Below are 21,659 nucleotides of genomic sequence, written 5' to 3'. Positions count from 1 at the left end.
TTAAAATTTTATTTGTAGAGCAAAACCATAATTAGGATCTGCTGTAATAGTGTTGTATTCTAAATAAGGTTTAATATTAAAGCTAAGGTTGTCATCAACATTAAACTGTCTTAAATGTGCTTTTACATTGGCTTCAATAATATTTAAAGCATAAAGTCCAATTGTAATTAGTAGTGATAAATCTCTGTCTTCTTGGTAGCGTTCTTGTGCTCTTTGTAAATCATCATCATCTAACCTTGGGTTTCCTGGGTCAATTTCTTGCCCATTAAAGGCATAAAACTCATCATCCATAAAACCAGCTTTTCTTCTTTTAAAAGCATCTCTGGTTCTGTTGTATTGCTTGTTGTTAAAACTGTATGCATATACACCAGTACCTATTGCAGCGTAGACCAAAGGAACTTTCCAAACGTCTCCGTTGTAAACTTGTCCTAAACCTGGTAATATGGCAGAATAAAAAGCTGCTTTACTTGGTTCTAGAGGGTCTATTCTTTGATTTTTACTTATAAAAGCTTCATCTACAAGTACACCTTTACCTTTTAAATCTTGCGCAATAGAATCTTTCTCTTGCTTAGGTTTTTCAAGATCTTGAGACCAACCTAAAGCAACAAAAAAACTAAAAAATAGTATAGTAGTTAGGTTTTTAAGCACCAGTAATTAATTTTTTTAATCGATCAAAATCCTCTGCAGAAGTAAACGAAATTGTAATTTTTCCTTTTCCTTTTTCTGTAGCAGTTACGGCTACTTTGGTGGCTAAATGTTTTTCTATTTTAGCAGAGCCTTCTTTTACAAAATCTGGAGATTTAGTAGTTTTTTTTGCAGTAGGTTTTGCAGACTTACCACCTTCTTGGTGTTCTTTTACAGCTTTTTCAGTTTCTCTTACAGATAAATTATTGGCTACAATTTTCTCGTACAAATCTATCTGATCAGATTTTTTCTCAACATTTATTAATGCTCTACCGTGGCCCATACTAACAAAACCATCTCTAATTCCGGTTTGTATAATAGGATCTAATTTTAAAAGACGTAAATAGTTTGTTATGGTAGATCTTTTTTTACCAACACGCTCACTCATTTTTTCTTGAGTAAGTTGTATTTCGTCTATTAATCTTTGGTAGGATAATGCAATCTCTATAGGATCTAAGTCTTGCCTTTGGATATTTTCTACCAAAGCCATTTCTAAGGATTCTTGGTCGTTAGCAATTCTTATGTATGCAGGTATTGTTTCTAAACCAAGTAGTTTAGAAGCTCTAAATCTACGTTCACCAGAAACAAGTTGGTACTTGTTAAATTCTAATTTACGTACAGTAATAGGCTGTATAACACCTAGTTCTTTTATAGATGTAGAAAGTTCTACTAAAGCTTCTTCATTAAAATGAGATCTTGGCTGAAAAGGGTTAACTTCTATTAAATCTAAATCTAATTCAATTATATTACCAACAACCTTGTCTGCATTTTTATCATCAGCAGAATTAATATCATTTTCAGGATCTTTAAGTAAGGCAGATAAACCTCTACCAAGAGCCTGTTTTTTTGTTGCTTTCGCCATTATACTTTCTCCTTATTTTTTTTCATTATTTCGTTTGCCAAATTTAAGTAATTGGCAGCACCTTTACTACTGGCATCATACTTAATAATGCTTTCACCGTAACTAGGAGCTTCACTTAATCTAACATTTCTTTGTATAATAGTATCAAAAACCATTTCGGAGAAATGTTTTTTAACTTCTTCTACTACTTGGTTAGATAATCTTAATCTAGAGTCAAACATTGTAAGTAGTAAACCTTCAATATCTAATTCTGGATTATGAATTTTTTGCACACTTTTAATAGTATTTAACAATTTACCAAGTCCTTCTAATGCAAAATACTCACATTGTATTGGAATTACAACAGAGTCAGACGCTGTTAGTGCATTTAGCGTTAAAAGTCCTAAGGAAGGAGCACAATCTATAAGAATATAGTCGTACTTATCTTTAAGTTCACCAATTGCTTTGCGCATCATATACTCCCGTTGTTCCTTGTCTACTAATTCTATCTCAATTGCAACTAAGTCAATATGAGACGGAATTAAATCTACATTAGGAGATGTGGTAGACATAATTGTTTCAGAAGCAGATTTGGTGTGCTCTAACAATTCATACGTACCAACTTCAACACTTTCAACATCTATACCTAAGCCAGAAGTTGCGTTTGCTTGGGGATCTGCATCTATTAGCAGTACTTTTTTCTCTAGTACGCCTAAAGAAGCTGCAAGATTAACAGAGGTGGTTGTTTTTCCAACTCCACCTTTTTGGTTAGCTATGGCTATTATTTTGCCCATTGTCATAGTAAGTTTAGTGAGGCTAAAAATACACTTTTTTACGACTATATAAAACCGAAGTTGTTAATAGTTTGTAAATAAAAAGCAGCTATACACAGCTGTTTTTGTTTTTATAGCGCCAAAATTACGGTTAAATATTAATTTTTTAACTCATTTTCAGCGCATTTTATTTTAAAACAAGGGCAAAAAATTATGCCATTAAAATTTCTAAAATTTGAATAGCTGCATCACTAATTTTTGTTCCAGGTCCAAAAACAGCAACAGCTCCTGCGTCAAACAAAAACTGGTAATCTTGTTTAGGCACTACACCACCAACAATTACCATTATATCTTCTCTGCCGTGTTTTTTAAGTTCTTTAATAACTGCAGGTACAAGAGTTTTATGACCAGCAGCTAATGAAGAAACACCTAATATATGTACATCATTTTCTACGGCTTGTTTGGCAGCTTCTTCTGGTGTTTGGAAAAGTGGACCTATATCTACATCAAAACCTAAGTCTGCGTAACCAGTAGCAACTACTTTTGCACCACGGTCATGACCATCTTGTCCCATTTTAGCAACCATAATTCTTGGTCTTCTTCCTTCGGTTTCAGCAAAAGCATCTGCCATTGTTAAAGCTTTTTTAAAGCTTTCATCGTTTTTAATTTCTTTAGAATACACGCCTGTAAATGATTGTATTTTTGCTTTGTGTCTGCCATAAACTTTTTCTAAAGCATCACTAATTTCTCCTAATGTTGCTCTGTGTTTAGCAGCTTCTACAGCTAAAGCTAGTAAATTTTTATTAGGTTCTTTACTAGTAGTGTTATTTTTACTTTGTTGGGCAGCTTTAGTTAAATTTTCTAAAGCTTGCGTAACTAACTTAGCATTTCTGGTGCTTTTAATTTGTGAAAGTCTCTCTACTTGTTGCTTGCGTACTTGCTCATTATCTACCTCTAAAATGTGTAAATCATCTTCGTTCTCTAATTGGTATTTATTTACACCAACAATTACATCTTCATTACTATCTATACGAGCTTGTTTTTTTGCAGCGGCTTCTTCTATTCTCATTTTAGGTATACCAGCCTCTATAGCTTTGGTCATACCCCCTAATTCTTCCACCTCTTCAATTAGTGTCCAAGCTTTTTGTGCAATTTCTTCAGTAAGTTTTTCTACATAATAACTACCAGCCCAAGGATCTACAGTTTTTGTAATTTTAGTTTCTTCTTGCAAGTAAATTTGTGTGTTACGTGCAATTCTAGCCGAAAAATCTGTTGGTAGAGCAATTGCTTCATCCAAAGCATTGGTGTGTAAACTTTGCGTACCTCCAAAGGTAGCAGCGGCAGCTTCTATTGTGGTTCTGGCAACATTGTTAAATGGGTCTTGCTCTGTTAAGCTCCAACCACTAGTTTGGCAATGTGTACGTAATGCTAAAGATTTTTGATTTTTTGGGTTAAATTGCTTTACCAGTTTAGCCCATAGCATACGGCCAGCACGTAGTTTTGCAACTTCCATAAAATGGTTCATTCCTATAGCCCAAAAGAAAGATAGGCGAGGAGCAAAACTATCTATATCCATACCAGTTTTTAGTCCGGTTTTAATATATTCTAAACCATCTGCTAAGGTATAAGCAAGTTCTATATCTGCTGTTGCACCAGCCTCTTGCATATGGTAGCCAGAGATACTTATACTGTTAAATTTAGGCATAAACTGGCTAGTGTACTCAAAAATATCTGCAATAATTTGCATAGATGGTGTAGGTGGGTAAATGTATGTATTACGCACCATAAACTCTTTTAGAATATCATTTTGTATAGTACCTGCTAATTGGTCTAACGCAACACCTTGTTCTTGTGCAGCAACAATATAAAACGCTAAAATGGGCAAAACAGCACCATTCATAGTCATAGAAACCGACATTTTATCTAGCGGAATACCACCAAATAAAATTTTCATATCCTCTACAGAGTCAATGGCAACGCCAGCTTTACCAACATCTCCAACTACACGTTCGTGGTCACTATCATACCCTCTATGCGTAGGTAAATCAAAAGCAACAGATAACCCTTTTTGGCCAGCAGCTAAATTACGTCTGTAAAAAGCATTACTCTCTTCTGCAGTAGAAAAACCAGCATATTGCCTTATTGTCCATGGTCTACGCACATACATAGTAGAGTATGGGCCCCGTAAGTTTGGAGCCAAACCAGCAGCAAAGTTTAAATGTTCTACGCCTTTTAAATCTTGTTTAGTGTATGTTTTTTTTACAGGAATACCTTCTGCAGTGTTAAAAATTGAAGTATCAGATTTTTTAGCACTGTTATCTATATTTAGTTCTAAGTGTTGTAAATCTTTTCTACTCATCTTTTAATCTGTTTTGTTCTAGGCTTTCTGCCAATCTCTTTTCAATAATTGGTTCTATTAAAGTTTTACGTGCATTTGTTTTTACAAAAGGGTATAACTCTAAGTCTTCCTTAATTTTGTCTTCCTTATTTTGATATTTATTGGTGCCAACCAAAACTTCTTTTTCTGTATTAAAAAGTTCTTGTTCTTTAGCGGCACTTTCTTTTATTTTTTTCTGTATTTGATGAGATTTTAAGTTTGATAAAAACCCGCCTGTTGCTTCTACAGATTTAAAAAGTTCTAACGCTTTTTCTGCTAATTGATGCGTTAGAGACTCTATATAATATGCACCATCTGCAGGGTTGTTTACCACATCTAAATAACTTTCCTTTTTTAAAATAAGTAATTGGTTACGTGCAATACGTTCTCCAAACTCATTATCTTTATGGTAAATAGCATCATAAGCTAAGTTGTAAATTGTATTTGCACCACCCATACTTGCTGCCATACATTCTGTAGTTGTACGTAGCATATTTACATTATAATCGTACAACGTTTTATTTCGTTTACTAGGCAGAGCTAAAATAGTACAGTCTGCATTTGTGTTGTATTCTGCAGTTAGTGTTTTCCATAATAAACGTAAAGCTCTAAGTTTTGCTATTTCAAAAAAGTAGTTGCCAGATACGCTTACAGTAAATGTTATATTAGGAATGGTACTGTTTTTAAAATGATTTAAGTACTCATTTGCGTGTGCCATTGCATAAGCTAGCTGTTGTACCATTGTTGCGCCTGCATTTTGGTATGTGCTAACGTTTACACCTATAGTATTTTTAGTGCTGGTAATTGCAGCAATTTTATCTAGTTCTTGGTGATCTTTAGCAAGGCTGTGAAACCAGTTTCCAGAGCTAGCTAAATTACCAATAATATCTATATTGTAATGTACGGTTACAGATTGGTCTTTGGTAAATGCATCAATTTTGCTAATATATTCTGATGATAAAAACTGAAAGAAAAAATAAACCGTTCTGTTTTTAAGATCAATGTTTTTTAAAAGCACATCAATCTTAATACTATCATTTGGTATGGTAAAAATTAAATCTTCTGCACCTCTGTCTAATACATCTAAGGCTTTTTTGTTTGAAGCATTTTCATTTTGCACAAAAATAGCCTGACCAATATTCCAATCTGGAGTATTAATATTTGTAGTTTTTCCGTCTAAATCATCTATGTTATAAAACGGCTTAACTTTAATATCTTCTGGAGATTTCCAAACTAGTGTGTTGTTATAGTCAGCACCTTTTAAATCTACCTGAATTTTTTGTTTCCATTCCTTGGTAGTCACTTCAGAAAAATCATTAAATAATTTTGTTTTACTCATCTTCTTTAGTTTTTATGCTGTCTTGGTATTCTATTAAATAAATTTCTTCATCTTTCTTTTTAAGAAAGTATTGTTCACGAGCAAATTTCTCTAACTCTTTAGGGTCGCTTAGTTTTTCAATAATTTTTTTATCCCTTGCTATCTCATCCTTTAAGTATTCTTTTTGCTTTTCTAAACTTTCAATTTGGTTTTGCAATTCGTTGTGGATAAAGAGCGAGTTTGTATCAAAAAAAATCATCCAAATAACAAAAACGGTGAGTACTAGCACATACATATTTGTAGCTATACCAAACCATTTTTTATTTCTAAGCTTTTTAAATATCATCTAAAAGTTACACTAATTTTTCGTTTATAATGGTACGTACAATATCTATAGCAACTGTATTGTGTTTGTTGTTAGGTATAATAATATCTGCATACTCTTTACTAGGTTCTATAAACTCTGCATGCATTGGTTTAATAGTGCTTTGGTATTTTTCTAGAGTTTCATCTAAATTCCAGCCACGTTCATTAACATCTCTTTTTATACGTCTAATTAAGCGCTCATCAGAATCTGCGTGTACAAAAATCTTAATATCCATCATTTTTCTAATTTCAGGATCTGTCATAATTAAAATACCCTCTACAATTACTACTTTTCTAGGCTCTGTAGGCACAGTTTCTGCTGTTCTGTTACACTCTAAAAAAGAATATACAGGCTGTTGTATTGTATTACCTTGTCTTAATTCTTCTAAATGTTGCTTTAATAATTTAAAGTCTATAGAAAGCGGGTGGTCAAAATTTGTTTTTCTTCTTTCTTCTAATGGTAAATGAGAAAGATCATTGTAGTAAGAGTCTTGAGAAATTACGCATACTTCATCATCTGGTAATTCATTAATAATCTGGTTTACAACAGTTGTTTTTCCGCAACCAGTACCACCAGCTATCCCAATTATTAACATAAATTTATTTTTTTTTGTCAAAAATACAATTTTGCAATTATATATTTTTGATTATTACGTTTAGTATTGATTTTATTACGTTAAACGCACTTACTTTAACTTAAAATTTAATGTTGTTAGCCTGTTATTTTAAAGCAAGTAAGTTATTTTTGCAGGATGCAAAAAAACTCTTCAAAAAAACAGTTTGAATTTGTAGCCTTAATGGCATCGTTAATGTCTATTGTGGCTTTAGCAATAGATGCTTTGTTACCTGCAATTTCTTATATAGGAGAAGCTATAAATAGTGTTGACCCCACAAAAAATCAGATGTTAATTACAATGATATTTTTGGGTTTAGGTGTTGGTCAATTGTTTTTTGGACCGCTATCAGACAGTTATGGTAGAAAACCAATAGTGTATACAGGATTTACCATATTTACTGTAGCTAGTATTGTTTGCGTAAATGCAACATCTTTAGAGGTTATGATAGTTGGCCGTATTTTTCAAGGAATAGGGTTGTCTGCACCCAGAACTATTACAATTTCTATAATTAGAGATATGTACAAAGGAGATTATATGGCAAAAATAATGTCTTTTGTAACGGCCTTTTTTATTTTAGTTCCTGTTGTAGCGCCAGCGGTTGGAAAAACTGTATTAAATATGTACAATTGGCAAGCTATATTTTATGTGCAATTATTTTTTGCTTTAATTGTATCTATTTGGTTTTGGAAAAGACAAAAAGAAACGCTTAAGCCAGAATTTAAAATTCCGTTTACGTGGTCTATTTTTTTAGATGGATTAAAGGAGTTTGTAAAATATAAGGAAACTATTGCTTTTACATTAATATCTGGATTAATTACTGGAGCCTTTTTGGTTTATTTAAGTGCGGCTCAACATATTTTTGAAGATCAGTTTAACTTGGTAAATGAGTTTCCGTATATATTTGCTGGTTTGGCAGTATCTATAGGTTCTGCAACTTTTTTAAATGGTACATTGGTATTACGCTTTGGAATGCGAAGATTAATTTTTATTGCACTGAGTTTGTTTTGTGTAATAAGTATAACATATTCTATTTTATTTTGGGGTGCAGCAAACCCACCTTTACCAATTTTAATAGGCTTTTTAGCAATACAGTTTTTTTGTTTAGGGTTTATTTGGGGTAACTCTAGATCGGTAGCAATGGAGCCTATTGGGCATATTGCAGGTGTTGGTGCTGCTATAAATGGTTTTGTGTCTACTTTAATATCTATACCAATAGCAACCCTAATAGGTAGTTATGTGCATACAACAGTATTACCTTTGTTTGTAGGTTTAGCTGTTTGTGGTAGTTTATCTCTTTTTATATTTATGCTTATTAAAAAAACAAGAACAGCTGCTTTGTCTAAATAAGTTTTACTGCGGAATATATATTACACCACAACTAGAATCTTTTTTAGCACCAGTAACAGAGGCTAATGCATTTGGTTGCTCTAAATGACGCAATACTCCCATAAAAGCGAAAATTAATGCTTCTTTAAATTCTATTACAGTTTTAGATGTGGTATCTATTGTAAAACTAGTTCCTAATTTACTTTTTAAAGTATTCATTAAAAAGCCATTTAAAGCGCCGCCTCCAGTAACTAATAATGTGTTATTTTTTTTTGTAGATGCAGCCAACAAATCATTAGAAATGCTACTACATATATGCTGTATTAAAGTGTGTAAAATATTTTCTGTTGTGTCTTTAGTGTTTTCTAAAACAGGAATAATTTCTTTTTTAAACCACTCATATCCTGTAGATTTTGGGTAAGGTAGTTTGTAGTAAGTTAGGTTATTTAAAGTATAAAATAACTCCTTATTTAAAACACCACTTTTACCGAGTTCCCCATTTTTGTCGTAAGCTAAATTTATTTTATTGGTAATATAGTTTAAGGCCATATTAGCTATGCCTATATCATAAGCTACTCTTTTATTGTTTTGTTGAAATGATACATTGCTAATACCTCCTAGGTTAAGACAAAAATCATATTCAGAAAATAAATGCATATCGCCAATTGGCACTAACGGAGCACCTTGTCCGCCAAGGGCAACATCATTACTTCTAAAATCACAAATAGTTTTTATGCCGCAGACATTTGCCAAATGTTGTCCAGATCCAATTTGTAAAGTAAAACCCTTTTCTGGTTTATGGTGTGTAGTATGTCCGTGACTAGCAATAAAGTCTACTTGTAAATTATAGTCTTTAATAAATAAATTTACCTGTTCCCCTAGCCAAGAGCCATAAAAGTTATGCAGCTCTGTAAACTCTGGAACAGCTAAATTTATAGCATTTTTTAATTGCGCTTTAAATTGAGGCGTATAATCTACACTTTTTGTGTTTAGGATTTTAAATTCCCAATCTTTATCCTTTATTAAAAACTGACAATACGCAAGGTCTAAACCATCTAAAGACGTGCCAGACATTAACCCTATTACGTTGTATGTATGCATAAATTAATCTATTGAAACGGATAGTTTTCCTTTAGCATTTACCTTTTCTAAAAAATGTTCTGCAGCATATTCCTGAAAAACAGGAAAGTCTTGGTATGCAACTATTATATTTTTAGCATTACTAGTATCTATTGTAGTTAGTACATAAGGGTTACCAAATACATATAGTATTACATTTTTAGTAGCCATTAAATTGGTTAATAACTGTAATTCATTATCAGAAATTCCAAAGTTATTTTTAGGTTTAATACTTGGCGGATATAAAGCTACAACTATATTTTCTTCAGTTTTTACAGCATCTTTTATTTTAGATACTGTAGTTTTGGTTGTGTTGTAGCTAGTAAATTTTAATTCTTCTTTTATCGTATTAAAAAAAAGATTCTCTTTATTACTAGTTATCTCAATACCAGCAAATCCATCAGACTTAAAATTAGTAATCGTATTGGTATCACCTTTAACAGCAGTTAAACTTTCTGCAGCTAATTTTGTGTTTAAACTTTTTGAAGTGTAATACTCTTTAGACGGACTAACAATAGTATTCATTGCTTTTTCTTTAAGCTGCCACACTCTTTTAAAGCTTTCTTCAATTTGTTGCTCTGTGGCATTTTTTAAAATAGTAGCAATACCTTCTTTAGTATTTTCTGCAAAACATAGTACATCATTACCAGCATCAAAGGCAATCCACTCCAATTCTCCTTTGGTAGGGTATAGTTTAGATACACTACGCATATTTAAGGCGTCAGAAATTACTACATTATTAAAATTCATTTCTCCTCTTAAAAGTCCTTTTATTGTTTTTTTAGATAGGGTAGTAGGTGTATTTTTTTCTTCGGTTAGTGAAGGTACAGCCAAATGGCCTATCATTACGCTTTCTATTCCGTTATTTATAAGTTGCTGAAAAGGGTATAACTCATTTGCTAATAAAGCTTCTTTGGACTTATTTATTACAGGCAATCCAATGTGCGAGTCAGTAGCTGTGTCTCCGTGACCTGGAAAGTGTTTAAGACAGCTAATAATACCTTGGCTTTGCATACCATTAACAAAAGCAATGGCATTTTTAGTTACTAGTTCTTTGTTTTCTCCAAAAGACCTATAGCCAATTACCGGATTTTTAGGATTGTTATTAATGTCTACAACTGGAGCCAAGTTCCAATGTACACCAGCATCTTTACAATCTTTAGCAATGTTTTTGCCAACTTCATATATCAGAGAATCTTTATTCTGCATTGCGCCAAGTGTAATAGCATAAGGGTATTGCGGAGTATTGTCTACACGCATTGCCAATCCCCATTCTGCATCAATAGCAATTAGCAAAGGATATTTAGCAGCTTTTTGGTATCTTTTTATTAAAGATTTTAATCTGTTTAAACTAAGTGTGTCGCTTTTATTTTGTGCGTCGTTGTTAGCAGCTGCGCTAGTTCTACTTTTAAAAAAGCAAAGCGCACCAATGTTTTGGTCTTTTATAAGTTGTTCTAGTTTTACAATTTCTTCTTCAGTGTCGTTAATATAAGCAGCAGGCATAAAAAGTTGTCCAATTTTTTCTGCTGTTGTAAGTTGTTTTGTAGCTGCTGCATAAGCTTCTATTACGTGTAAACTTTTTGGTTTTTCATTTTGGGTAATAGCTGTTTTTTTAGGTGTATTGTTGCAGCTGATAAATAAAATTAATACAAGAAAAAAAGAAATTTTGTTGGTTTTTAAGTCAAATAAAATTTTAGGGTAATTAAGCATAATGTAATAATGTAAGTTGTTATGCTAAAATAGGTTTTTTATAGGTTGATATTAAATCGACTTTTAAAAAAACTAATTAAAAAAGATAAAAAGGGTTAAATTTGATAAAAATTTAGAATAACAACCACACATATTACATGTTAGACTACACTAAAGTTACCGAAACTTCATCAAACTATACAGATTTAGAATTAATGAATACTAGTACCATTTTAACTAGTATGAATAATGAAGACAAAAAAATTGCAGATGCTGTTGCATTATGTATTCCTGAGATTACAAAACTGGTAGATGCATTAACAGAACGCTTTAATAAGGGAGGGCGTTTATTTTATATAGGTGCAGGAACTAGTGGAAGGTTGGGTATTTTAGATGCTTCTGAAATACCGCCAACTTTTGGATTGCCACACACCAAAGTTATAGGTATAATAGCGGGTGGCGACACAGCAATTAGATTGCCGGTAGAAAATGCAGAGGATAATAAAGAGCAAGCTTGGAAAGATTTACAAGCTTACGGTATTAACCAGAATGATACCGTTGTGGGTATTGCGGCATCTGGTACAACACCTTATGTAATAGGTGGCGTAACAAGAGCTAAGGAAAACGGATTGTTAACAGCTTGTATTACTAATAACCCAGGCTCACCACTAACAAAAGCCGTAGAAATTGCAATTGCGGTTATGGTAGGTCCTGAGTTTGTAACTGGTAGCACACGTATGAAAAGTGGAACATCACAAAAATTGGTGCTTAATATGATTTCTACAGCATTAATGATAAAAATAGGTAGGGTTAAAGGAAACAAAATGGTAAATATGCAGCTTAGTAATGATAAGTTGGTAGACCGTGGAGCTCGTTATGTAGTTGAAGAGTTAAATATTCCTTACACAGAAGCTGAAACTTTACTTAAAAAGTACGGATCAGTAAAAAAAGCAGTAGAGTCTTATAAAAAATAATCATTTATAATTTATTTTTTAATATTATAAATGAAAAAGGTGCATTTGCATTACGTTTTATAATTTTAGTAGCAATACATCAAAAAAACAATAAGTTTAAAAACACAGTAACACATTATAAATATATGGGTTACTGTGTTTTTTGTTTTACTTATGTTGTAAATAAAACAAAATATAGTGGTTTAGGTTCTTTGTTTTTTAGGTTGTAAAGTTAAAAAATGTTCTTATTTTTGTAGTTAATTACTTACTGTTTAAAGTTGTGTTATATGGCGTTAACTGTTGTATAATGTACTTTTATAGATTAAATACATAAAATAGGACACTATTTTACATTTTTTGACGTTAATATAGACCTAAGAGTTATAATGATTTAAAAATACAGTTTTTACAAAATTACTCTAAAGTTTATAGCAATTCCCCAAGTTGCCATAATCTTTACAAAAATTGACTTAACCTATGCAACCAAGTAAAAGAAAACTTGCGTTATGTGCTATGCTATTAGTTTTTGGCTTTATAGTATGCACTACCGCTATTGCTAATCCTAAAGTATACGGCTTTATAACAGACGTAATTACTTTTGACGATGCTTTATTTAAAGCATTAACATTGGAGGAGAAAAAAGAAACTCCTGCCAAAGAAAAAGTTAACCTCATATCACCAACAAAGAAAAAAACGGTTAAAGCCAATACGTTGGCAACGCCTGTAATGTTTGCAACTATTATTAATGGAGCAAACGAAGAGAGTACTTGTCCGGATGATGGTAGTACACTTGCAAAATTTTTCTTGTGTGGTACAGGAGATGATAGAACAGTATCATTAAGTACTTCAGGTAGTACTTATGTATGGCAAAAATTGGGGTCTGGTTGTTCATTTGTTGGTTCAGATGATTGTCCTACATACAACAGTGCTTGTAGTGGAGATTGGGTAACAGTAGGTAATGATCCTACGTATTTGTTAGACGCCAGTAATACAGGTGTAGAAGGTGAATATAGAGTGCGCGTAGACTCTGGTGTTTACTATCACTTTAGAGTAACATCTAACCCTTTAGACCCTCAAATTACATCAAAAAATATTATATGTGGTAACCCAGGAAATATAGAGGTTACTAATGTGCCAGCAGGATATGAATATAGTTTAAATTCTGCTTCAGGGCCTTTTCAAGATAGCCCTTCTTTTGATATTACAACACCTGGTAACTACCAAGTGTTTGCTCAGTTAAAAAATGCACCAGCTACTTCTTGTATTTTTCCATCAGAAATAGTAACAATTACTGAGGAGTCTATGACAGTAGATGTTACAAAAACAGATATTATTTGTAGTGGAGAAAAAGGAAATATTGGTGTGTCAGTTTCTGGAGCTACTGGTTTTTACAGTTACAGACTTTTAAAAAATGGTGTAACATTAGATACTTTTGGACCTAGTGCAAATACAAGTCATACTTTTAACAACTTAGGACCAGGAACATATTCTGTTCAGGTAGAAACTAACGACTGTGATGTAACTGTAACAGAAATTGCAGGAGACCCTATTACTATTGGTAATGGTTTAGCGCCTATAGAGGCTACAGCTTTTGCAACCGACAGTTTTGGTTGTGGCGCAACAAGTGTAGATGTTACTTTAGATGTGTCTGGAGGAACCTCTCCTTACCGTTATAGTTTAGATGGCGGAGCAACTTATAGTACTACTTTTGCTAGTTCGGTTGTTTTTGCTGTTAGCTCTGCAGGTACCTATAATATTTTGGTAGAAGATGTTAATGGTTGTACAAAAGACGCTGCTGTAGAAGTACAAAATATACCACCTCCTGTATTTAATGTAACAGCAGAAGATGCCAATTGTGGTGGCGCAAATAATGGAAGGTTAACAATTAATGTAACAAATAGTAATGGGTACGCTTTAGAATATAGTAATGATAATGGTGTAACTTTTCAAAACAGTAATGTATTTTCTAGTTTGGCTCCAGGATCTTATGATGTTGTAGTAAGGTATCAACAAGATACTTTTGTGTGTACAACAGCACCAGTATCAGAAAGTATAGGAACTCCTTCATCAATATCATCATCTACATCAATAACAGCACAACCAAGTTGTGGAAATGAAAATGGAGGAGAAATTACATTTACACCTGCAACTGGTGGTACAGGCCCTTATGAGTATAGTATAGGTTCTGGTTTTGTAACTGGTACTACTGTTTTTCCTGGTTTATCTCAGGGAAGTACATATACACCACAAGTTAGAGATGCTAACGGTTGTGTAGAGACGCTACCAGATGTAACTTTTGCAGCATTAAACAAGCCTACAGATATAGATTTTACGGTATCTAGCATAGACTGTGGAACTGGTACAGCAACTGTTAGTTTAGCAGTAATAGGTGGTGGAACAATAACAGATTATGAAATTATTGCACCAAGCTCTGTATCTAATGGGACAAATAATGTTTTTACAGGTTTAGGAATAGGAAGTTACACTTTTAGAGTAACAGATGCAGGCGGATGTTCTTACACAGAAAGTTTTGCTATTAATGATATTAGTTCTATAAAAGTTACTGCACAATTACAAGACAACGTTACTTGTGTGGGAGATTCTGATGGTCGTGGTCGCTTTGTTGTAGATGGTTTTGCATCTACTTATCGTTATCAAATAGATGCAAATCCTGTGGTAACAGGTCAATCAGACAACTTTATAAGTGTTAGTGGTTTAGCTGCGGGTAGTTATACAATAACGGTTACAGATGAAGAAACTAATTGTGTAGAGACAGCAACACTTACTATTAGTGAGCCATCTGCACCATTAACAATGGCACCTACACTTACACCAATGAGTTGTGCTAATAATAATAGAGGTTCTATTACTGCAAACGCCACTGGTGGTTGGGGTAGTTATAGCTATACTTTAGAAAGACCAGGAGCTTTGTCTGATATAGGTCCAAGAAATAATTCTAATTTCACAGGCTTAAGTCAAGAAGGAGATTATGTTTTAATAGTTGAAGACAGTGAAGGATGCTCTTCAAGTTATAACTTTACATTAACAGCATTAAGTTCACCAACATTAACGATAGATACTAGCGCGTCAGATTTTTGTTTTGATAGTACAGATGCGGCAACTATAAATGTAACAGCTTCTGGAGGTGATGGTAATTATGAATATAGAGTAAATGGTGGTGCTTGGTTTGCAGGTACTGCAAATGAATCTATACCTGCACCAGGTCCAGGTAGCTACCAAATACAAGTTAGAGACGGTAATGGTTGTACAGATTTAGTAGGCAGAAATATTAGACCAGAAATGACTACAACTGTAGCCATACAAAAAGAGTTAACGTGTAGTTTAGTTCCAGGAGACGGAGATGCAGAAATAAGAGTAAATGTATCTAGCGGAAACACACCATATCAAACTTATGAGGTAAGTTTTAATGGATCAGCATATAGTCCTGCTGTAGGTTTTACAGGTTCTTCATTTGTTTATACAGCAGCTGTAGATGGTACATATCAGTTTAGAATAACAGACAATGAAACTTGTACGGTAGAAACAAACGTAATTACACTTAGTCCTACAGAGACTATTGCGGCAACGGCTAATGTAACAGATCCTACTTGTGGAGACGATGCTACAGGTAGTGTGGAGTTGGTTCCAGATACTACGGTTGGTGTTCCTCCTTATCAATATAGTTCAGATAATGTAACATTTACAAACCAACCTGTATTTAGTAACTTATCTCCTGGTAGTTATACATACTACGTAAGAGATAGTAGAGGTTGTGATGTAGCAGTTCCTTTTACAGTTGGTCCTGCAACACCTGGAGTAGATGCTACAGTAGATTTTGTAGGTCCTACTTGCGGTGTAACACCTGCAGACGGAGAAATAAATGTAACAGCAGTGTCTAACGGTACAGCTCCTTACACTTATACTTTATTAGATACAGCAGGTAATGTATTAGCAACTGTAGGTCCTACGGCAGCAACTACAGCAAATTTCCCCGGTTTAGCAGAAGGAGATTATGTAGTAGAAACTAGAGATGCTAGCACTTGTGAAGATAGAGATGTAATTAATTTAAGGCAAAATAATTTAACTATAACACCAATTCCAACAATAGGTCCAGATTGTTCTACGGCTTTTACTTTTCTTGTAGATATTGCAGGTGGTACAGCACCTTATTTAATTGGTTTGGTAGGAGAAACATTGGTGTCTCCTAATGTAGATGCAGATACGCATGATTTTACAGGGCAGGTTGAGTATGGAATAACATATTTTGTAGAGGTTTTAGATGCAGCTGGTTGTACTCATATTCAGCAAATAGATCCTATTCCTACATTAAACCCATTAACAGTAGATGCAACATCATCTGCGGCTTCTTGTGCCACTCCAGATGATGCAGATGTAGATTACACAGTAGACGGTTTACCTAATGGTTCAGATATTATAATTAGTTTAACAGATACAGATACTGGAGCTATAATTAGTGGTCCAACTACAGTAAATAATGTGACTTTTCCTTATACAGGTACTTTTACAAACTTACCTATAGGAAATTATCAGGTAATAGTTACAGAAGATACTGGTGTTGCAAATTATTGTAATGCAAGTGCCTTGGTTTCAATAACAAATGATAACCCAACACCAGTTGTGGAGCGTAATACAAATGCAACCTGTTTAAATCCAAACGGACAATTAGTTTTACGTGGAGTAGGTGGGTCACCAGCATATAATTTTGGAGTAGTGCCAACAGGAGATCCTGCGCCAACTCTTACAACAAATAATATATACGATTTACCTCCTGGAACTTATGATGTTTATATAGAAGATAGTAAAGGTTGTACGTCTTTATTAACTGGAGTAGTAATAGGTACGGATCCAGCCTTGGCAGATCCATTAGTAGATGTAACTAACCAATGTTTTGCTGTAGCAAATTATACTATAGATGTTACTTCGCCTTTAACAACACCAGGCGGACCAGAAACTACGTTTCAATATGATATTGGTAATGGTTTTCAAGATAGTCCAAACTTTACAGTACCTAATGCAGGTACATATACTGTAACGGTTCGTGATGGTAATGGTTGTACAAGTAGTACGGTTGTAGAAGTGTTTGATTTCTTCTCAATATCTGCAAGTGCATCATCACAACCATCATGTAATAATGCAGACGGTATAGTAGAAGTAGAAACTACAGGTGGTAGTGGTAATTTTAGGTATGAATTAGATGATGGCACAACCACTACAACTCATGAACCAACAGACACAGATCCTGAAATTTTTACAGGTTTAGCTCCTGGTAGCTATACTATAACAGTAACAGATTTAGATTCTAATACAACTCCATTATGTTCAGATATTACCACGGTAGATATTATTACAGTAAATACACCAATAATAGATGCTACTGTTGTAGAAAATGTTTCTTGTAACGGAGCAGATGATGGTAGTATTACCGTTGAGTTAGACCCTGCTTCTGCTACAGATGCACCTTTTGAATATAATATTTATGTAGGTACTAGCACAACACCATTACAATCTATAGAAGATGCAACTTTTGAAAACCTTGAACCTGGAACTTACCAAGTAGAGGTAGTGTCAGACAGAGGATGTGCTGTAAGATCAGATGATATTATTGTAGATGAGCCAACAGTTTTAGAAGTAACGCCGGTTGCTCCTGATTTTACATGTAATCCTTCTGCAAACTCATTTAGTACAACAACTATTACTATTTATACAGATGATAACGGAGATGGTACAGGAACTGATACAGGTAATAGTAACTACAGCTACAGTTTAAATGATGGTACTCCTTTTTATGATGGTACTAACTTTCAATCTTCTAATACTTTTGAAATTATAGATAGAGGAGTAGACCAAACTATAGATGTTATTGTAAGAGACGGTAAGGGCTGTGAAACAACAGAGACTATTACAATAGCTACGCCAACAGACTTAACTTTTAACTTTAATATGTTAAATCCTATTACTTGTGATGCCACAGGTTCTGGAGCCTCGGCAGGTCAATTAGAAATTATTGTAGACCAAGGTCCAGGTAATTATGAAGTACAAGTGTTACCATTAGGATCTCAGCCAGCTCAATTTTCTAGCGGATCAGATCGTGTTGTTTGGGATGTTACTGTACCAGGAGATTATATTTTTGCAGTAAGAGATATAGATAGTGGTACCTGTTTGTTTGTAACACCAACAGCTACAGTGCCAGATTTTAATGTTATAAATGCCATAATTAATGAAGTTAAACCTGTTTCTTGCTTTGGAGCAAGTGATGGTGAAATAAGTATAGAGGTAAACGATTATAATGGAGCTTATAATTATGAGGTATTTTTAGTAGATAATACAGGAACAGAAGTTACTACAGGTGTTACAGGATCTTTTGATACTACAGCACCAATAGCAACACCAGAAATTATTACGGGCTTACCTGCAGGTAACTTAATTGTTAGGGTAGAAGCTTTAGAATCTCCTTTTTGTGATACAGCTAGTAATACTGCGCCAGTTAGGTCTCCAGACAGAGCATTAACTACTATGGCAGAGCAAACAGCTTACGTTACTTGTCAGGTTCCAGGATTAGGAGAAATTACAGCAACATCAGACGGTGGTTGGGGTACTTATGAGTATCAGTTAGAAAAAGAAACAGCAACACCAGGCACATATACAGTAGAGGTAGCTTATGGCTCTTCTCCAATATTTAGTAACCTATCTGAAGGAAATTATAGAGTAAGCAGTAGAGATGCTGGTGGTTGTATTGTTTTTGATGATATTACACTGAGTTTACCAGTTGCTATTAATGCAGATATAGAAATTGTACAACCATTACTTTGTCCTGGAGCAAATGATGGTGTAATTAGAGCTTTTAACGTAACAGGAGGTGAAGATTTAGATGGTGATGGTGAAGAGTATTTATTTCAATTAAATAGGTTAGATAGTTCTGGTGCAATTACAAATACAAGTGGACTACAAGAATCTGCTACCTTTCCTAATTTACCTTCGGGGTATTATACAATTACTGTTTTTGACGGTTGGGATTGTAGCTTTACTACGCCACAAATTTATATTGTAGACCCAGAACCTGTAGAGGCAGAGTTAGTAGAAATTACACCTCCTGGTTGTGGAGACTTAGGAAGAATAGGACTTAGTGTTACAAACCCAGTTGCTGGTATGGAGTATTTTTATAGAAGATCTGGAACAACAGACGCTTTTGTAAGCTTTGGAGGTCCAGATGTTACATCTGTTACCATTACTATTCCAGATATTGACGCAGACCCAGGACCATTTCAATATGATGTTCAAAATGGAAATGGTTGTCCAGAACAGCAATCTAATGAAGTTGGTTTAGATAAAGCACTTCCTTTAGTTGTGGCATTAGATTTAGTAGATGCAGAAATTAAATGTCAGGGTGAAGCAACAGCTATAATAAGGTCTGAAGCTTTTGGAGGAATAGGAAACTACAATTATACACTAGTTAATAACGATTTAGGTGGTGTGCCAACAGCACCAACTGCAGCAGACATTGTTAGACCAGAGCAGTCTTCTGGAGTATTTAGAAACTTAAGTCCTGGTACATACTATGTATATGCAACTAGTGGAGGATGTTCTGCAATATCTGATATTATTGAAATAGAACCAAAAATACCATTAGAGGTTATTATGTCTGAGGCAAACCCAGTAAGTTGTACGGGAGATTTTGATGGTAGTATTAGAATTGAAGCAAGAGGAGGTACAGGCCAAATTAAGTTCTCTATATCAGATACTTTAAGTGAGTTTTTTGTAGGTGATGAAGATCCAAACACAATTACTTTTGAAGACTTAGCACCAGGTACATATTCTGTTTTAATACAAGATGAGGTTGGTTGTAGTATTTTAAGAGAAATAACAGTTGAAGAACCAGAGGTATTAGTTGTTGCAGATGTAGATACTACACCAGAGTTGTGTATTAATGCTGCAGATGGTACAGCTACACTTTCTATATCTGGGGGAACACCTTTTGTAGACCCAGTTACTGGAGATGAGTATTATGAGACAAGTTTGAACTCTGCTGATCCAGCTGATTTTGTAAGAAACGATGATTTATTCTTTGATAATTTAGCAGGAGGCGAAACTTATGTTGTCTTTATTAGAGATGCTAATTTGTGTGATACTAACGCTGTAATTAATATAGATTATGGTGTAGATTTAACAGCAACACCAATAATAGAGTATGGTTGTAGTGGTATATTCCCTTTTAGTACAGTTACTATAGATATGGCAGATAGCAGTGTAATGTCTAATTTAATGTTTTCTTTAGATGTAGATGATATTGCAATGGCAACTACACAAAATGTCTTTGGAGATTTAGAGCCAGATACAATGCATACGGTATATATTTACCACAGTAATGGTTGTTCTACTTCTGTAGACTTTACTTTAGATGCTTATGATCCGTTAACTCTTTCAGCAATAAAAACAGGACCTAATGAAATAACTGCTTTAGCGCAGGGCGGATATGGAGGTTATACTTATTTTTTCCAAGGAAACTCTCAAGGAGATAATTCAATTTATCAGCTAAATGAAGATGAAACTGTTACCGTACGTGTAGAAGATGCACAAGGTTGTGTAGCTGAGGTTAAGTTAGAGTTTGAGTTTACTGGTAAAATAGACATACCTAATTTCTTTACACCTAATGGAGATAATGAAAATGATAGATGGGCACCTAAAAACAGAGAGTTTTTTCCAGACATAGAAATTATCATTTATGATAGGTATGGTAGAGTTGTAGCAAGGTTAGATGATGTTACATCTTGGGATGGTACTTATGAAGGTAACGAAGTGCCAACAGGAGATTATTGGTATGTAGTTAATGCTAATGATAAGGAGAAACAACGTTATGTTGGACACTTTACACTATACAGATAGTAAAAAAAAAGGCGCTTTTTAGCGCCTTTTTTAGTTAATAGAATCAAAAGTATTGGGTAATTTTGTACCTAAAGTTACTTACTGGTATGAATGAGGAGAGATTAAATACGGCATCACATGCAATAGGTGCTGTTTTTGGGTTAGTTGGTTTATTTGTGTTATTGTATTTTAATACTAATAAAACTACGTTTGCTTTTTTTAGCTTAGTAGTATATGCAGTGTCAGTAATAATGTTGTATACCGCATCAACTTTATACCACGCAGCTACAACAAAGGCTTTAAAAGAAAAATACAGAATTCTAGATCACAGTAGTATCTATGTTCTAATAGCAGGCACTTATACACCAGTGGCTCTAATAACGTTAGAGAATGGTAATGGCTGGCTTATTTTTTGGGTAGTTTGGGGTATAGCCATTGTGGGCATTATTCTAAAACTATTTTTTACAGGTAGGTTTGAGGCTTTGTCATTATTACTTTATTTAGCAATGGGTTGGCTTATAGTTTTAGACTATTCTAGTTTAGTTGCAAACGTAAGTTCGTTGGCGTTAAACTTATTGTTTTTAGGAGGAGTATTTTATACAGTAGGAATTGTATTTTACGCAATACGCAAAATACCTTACAATCATTTTATTTGGCACCTGTTTGTTTTGGCAGGTAGTGTGGCACACTTTTTCTTTATATTAACGCTAATTTAG

At 33.9% G+C, this 21,659-nt stretch carries 13 protein-coding genes; 4 read left to right on the top strand and 9 right to left on the bottom strand.

The window, feature by feature from the left end; translation table 11 throughout:
* The 7 genes from CELLY_RS01230 to udk all read right to left on the bottom strand — a co-directional run bounded on the left by CELLY_RS01230 (window position 1) and on the right by udk (window position 6,955).
* Complete coding sequence (locus tag CELLY_RS01230; RefSeq protein ID WP_013619832.1) at window positions 1-648, bottom strand: DUF5683 domain-containing protein; 648 nt, start codon at window positions 646-648, stop codon at window positions 1-3.
* The gene (locus tag CELLY_RS01225; protein ID WP_013619831.1) at window positions 641-1,546 is read right to left on the bottom strand and encodes a ParB/RepB/Spo0J family partition protein; all 906 of its coding nucleotides are present in this window, start codon (window positions 1,544-1,546) and stop codon (window positions 641-643) included. The genes CELLY_RS01230 and CELLY_RS01225 overlap by 8 nt, the downstream gene beginning before the upstream one ends.
* Window positions 1,546-2,319: a ParA family protein gene (locus CELLY_RS01220; protein ID WP_013619830.1), complete on the bottom strand. Its 774-nt coding sequence runs from the start codon at window positions 2,317-2,319 to the stop codon at window positions 1,546-1,548. Before CELLY_RS01220 ends, CELLY_RS01225 begins: the two co-directional genes overlap by 1 nt.
* A 190-nt stretch (window positions 2,320-2,509) precedes the next feature.
* Window positions 2,510-4,657 (bottom strand): methylmalonyl-CoA mutase, encoded by a 2,148-nt coding sequence (scpA, locus tag CELLY_RS01215; RefSeq protein WP_013619829.1) that lies wholly within the window; start codon window positions 4,655-4,657, stop codon window positions 2,510-2,512.
* Entirely contained in the window at window positions 4,650-6,014 is a 1,365-nt protein-coding gene (locus CELLY_RS01210; RefSeq protein ID WP_013619828.1) for a methylmalonyl-CoA mutase subunit beta, read from the bottom strand. Before CELLY_RS01210 ends, scpA begins: the two co-directional genes overlap by 8 nt.
* Complete coding sequence (locus tag CELLY_RS01205; RefSeq protein WP_013619827.1) at window positions 6,007-6,339, bottom strand: FtsB family cell division protein; 333 nt, start codon at window positions 6,337-6,339, stop codon at window positions 6,007-6,009. The genes CELLY_RS01210 and CELLY_RS01205 overlap by 8 nt, the downstream gene beginning before the upstream one ends.
* Before the next feature lie 7 nt (window positions 6,340-6,346).
* Entirely contained in the window at window positions 6,347-6,955 is a 609-nt protein-coding gene (udk, locus tag CELLY_RS01200) for a uridine kinase (protein ID WP_013619826.1), read from the bottom strand.
* 126 nt (window positions 6,956-7,081) lie between these two features.
* Here udk and CELLY_RS01195 point away from each other — a divergent pair, with 126 nt between their 5' ends.
* Window positions 7,082-8,323, top strand: coding sequence for a multidrug effflux MFS transporter (locus CELLY_RS01195; RefSeq protein WP_262486354.1), 1,242 nt, complete (start codon window positions 7,082-7,084; stop codon window positions 8,321-8,323).
* 3 nt (window positions 8,324-8,326) lie between these two features.
* Here the strand turns inward: CELLY_RS01195 and CELLY_RS01190 are convergent, their stop codons facing one another.
* Window positions 8,327-9,403: an anhydro-N-acetylmuramic acid kinase gene (locus CELLY_RS01190; RefSeq protein ID WP_013619824.1), complete on the bottom strand. Its 1,077-nt coding sequence runs from the start codon at window positions 9,401-9,403 to the stop codon at window positions 8,327-8,329.
* A gap of 3 nt (window positions 9,404-9,406) precedes the next feature.
* Window positions 9,407-11,131: a glycoside hydrolase family 3 protein gene (locus CELLY_RS01185; protein ID WP_013619823.1), complete on the bottom strand. Its 1,725-nt coding sequence runs from the start codon at window positions 11,129-11,131 to the stop codon at window positions 9,407-9,409.
* 137 nt (window positions 11,132-11,268) lie between these two features.
* Here CELLY_RS01185 and murQ point away from each other — a divergent pair, with 137 nt between their 5' ends.
* The 3 genes from murQ to trhA all read left to right on the top strand — a co-directional run bounded on the left by murQ (window position 11,269) and on the right by trhA (window position 21,659).
* Window positions 11,269-12,084, top strand: coding sequence for an N-acetylmuramic acid 6-phosphate etherase (gene murQ / locus CELLY_RS01180; protein ID WP_013619822.1), 816 nt, complete (start codon window positions 11,269-11,271; stop codon window positions 12,082-12,084).
* A gap of 456 nt (window positions 12,085-12,540) precedes the next feature.
* The gene (locus CELLY_RS01175; RefSeq protein ID WP_013619821.1) at window positions 12,541-20,964 is read left to right on the top strand and encodes a T9SS type B sorting domain-containing protein; all 8,424 of its coding nucleotides are present in this window, start codon (window positions 12,541-12,543) and stop codon (window positions 20,962-20,964) included.
* An 86-nt stretch (window positions 20,965-21,050) separates the two neighbouring features.
* Window positions 21,051-21,659: a PAQR family membrane homeostasis protein TrhA gene (gene trhA / locus CELLY_RS01170; protein WP_013619820.1), complete on the top strand. Its 609-nt coding sequence runs from the start codon at window positions 21,051-21,053 to the stop codon at window positions 21,657-21,659.

It is taken from the genome of Cellulophaga lytica DSM 7489, from assembly GCF_000190595.1.
Classification (GTDB): domain Bacteria; phylum Bacteroidota; class Bacteroidia; order Flavobacteriales; family Flavobacteriaceae; genus Cellulophaga; species Cellulophaga lytica.
This window is presented reverse-complemented; position numbering and strand designations above follow the sequence as displayed.